At 52.1% G+C, this 560-nt stretch carries 1 protein-coding gene; it reads left to right on the plus strand.

The window, feature by feature from the left end:
- Positions 1-560 (plus strand): hypothetical protein (locus A3773_RS19750; protein ID WP_075109610.1); only part of this gene is annotated, 560 nt, incomplete at both ends.

The raw sequence follows: 560 nt of genomic DNA on the forward strand, positions 1-560 counted from the left end.
AGGGGGGAGGGGAAGAAGGAGGAGGAGAGGAAGGGAAGAAAAGAGGAGGAAAGGAGAGAGGGAGGAGGGGAAAGGGAAGAAGGAAGGAAAAGAGAGGAAAAGAAAGGAGAGGAGGAGGAAAGGGAGGAAGGAAGAAGAGAAGGGGGGAAAAGAAGGAAAGAAAAAGAAAAGGGAGGAGGAGGGGAAGGAAAGAGGAGAGGAAGGAGGAAAGGAGGAAGAGAGGAGGGGAAGGAGAGAGGAGAAGAAAAGAGGGGAGGAGGGGAGGAAGGGAAAGAAAAAGGGGAGAGGAAGGGAGAGGGAGAGGAGAGAGGGGGGAAAGAGGAGAGAAGGGGGGGAGGAAGGGGAAGGAAAAGAGAAAGAGAAAGAGGGAGAGGTGGGGAGGGAGGGAGAGGGAAAAAAAGAGAAAGGAGGGGGGAAGGGGGAAGGAGAAGAGGGAGAAGAAGGAAAGAAAAGAAAAGGAAAGGAAGGAAGGAAGAGAAGGGGGAGAAAAAAAGGGGAAAGGAAAAAGGGGAGAAAGAGAAGAGAGGAAGGTGAAGGGCTCCCTCAGATGGTCATATTAG

The sequence above is a fragment of the Neptuniibacter pectenicola genome (assembly GCF_001597735.1).
Taxonomy (GTDB): domain Bacteria; phylum Pseudomonadota; class Gammaproteobacteria; order Pseudomonadales; family Balneatricaceae; genus Neptuniibacter; species Neptuniibacter pectenicola.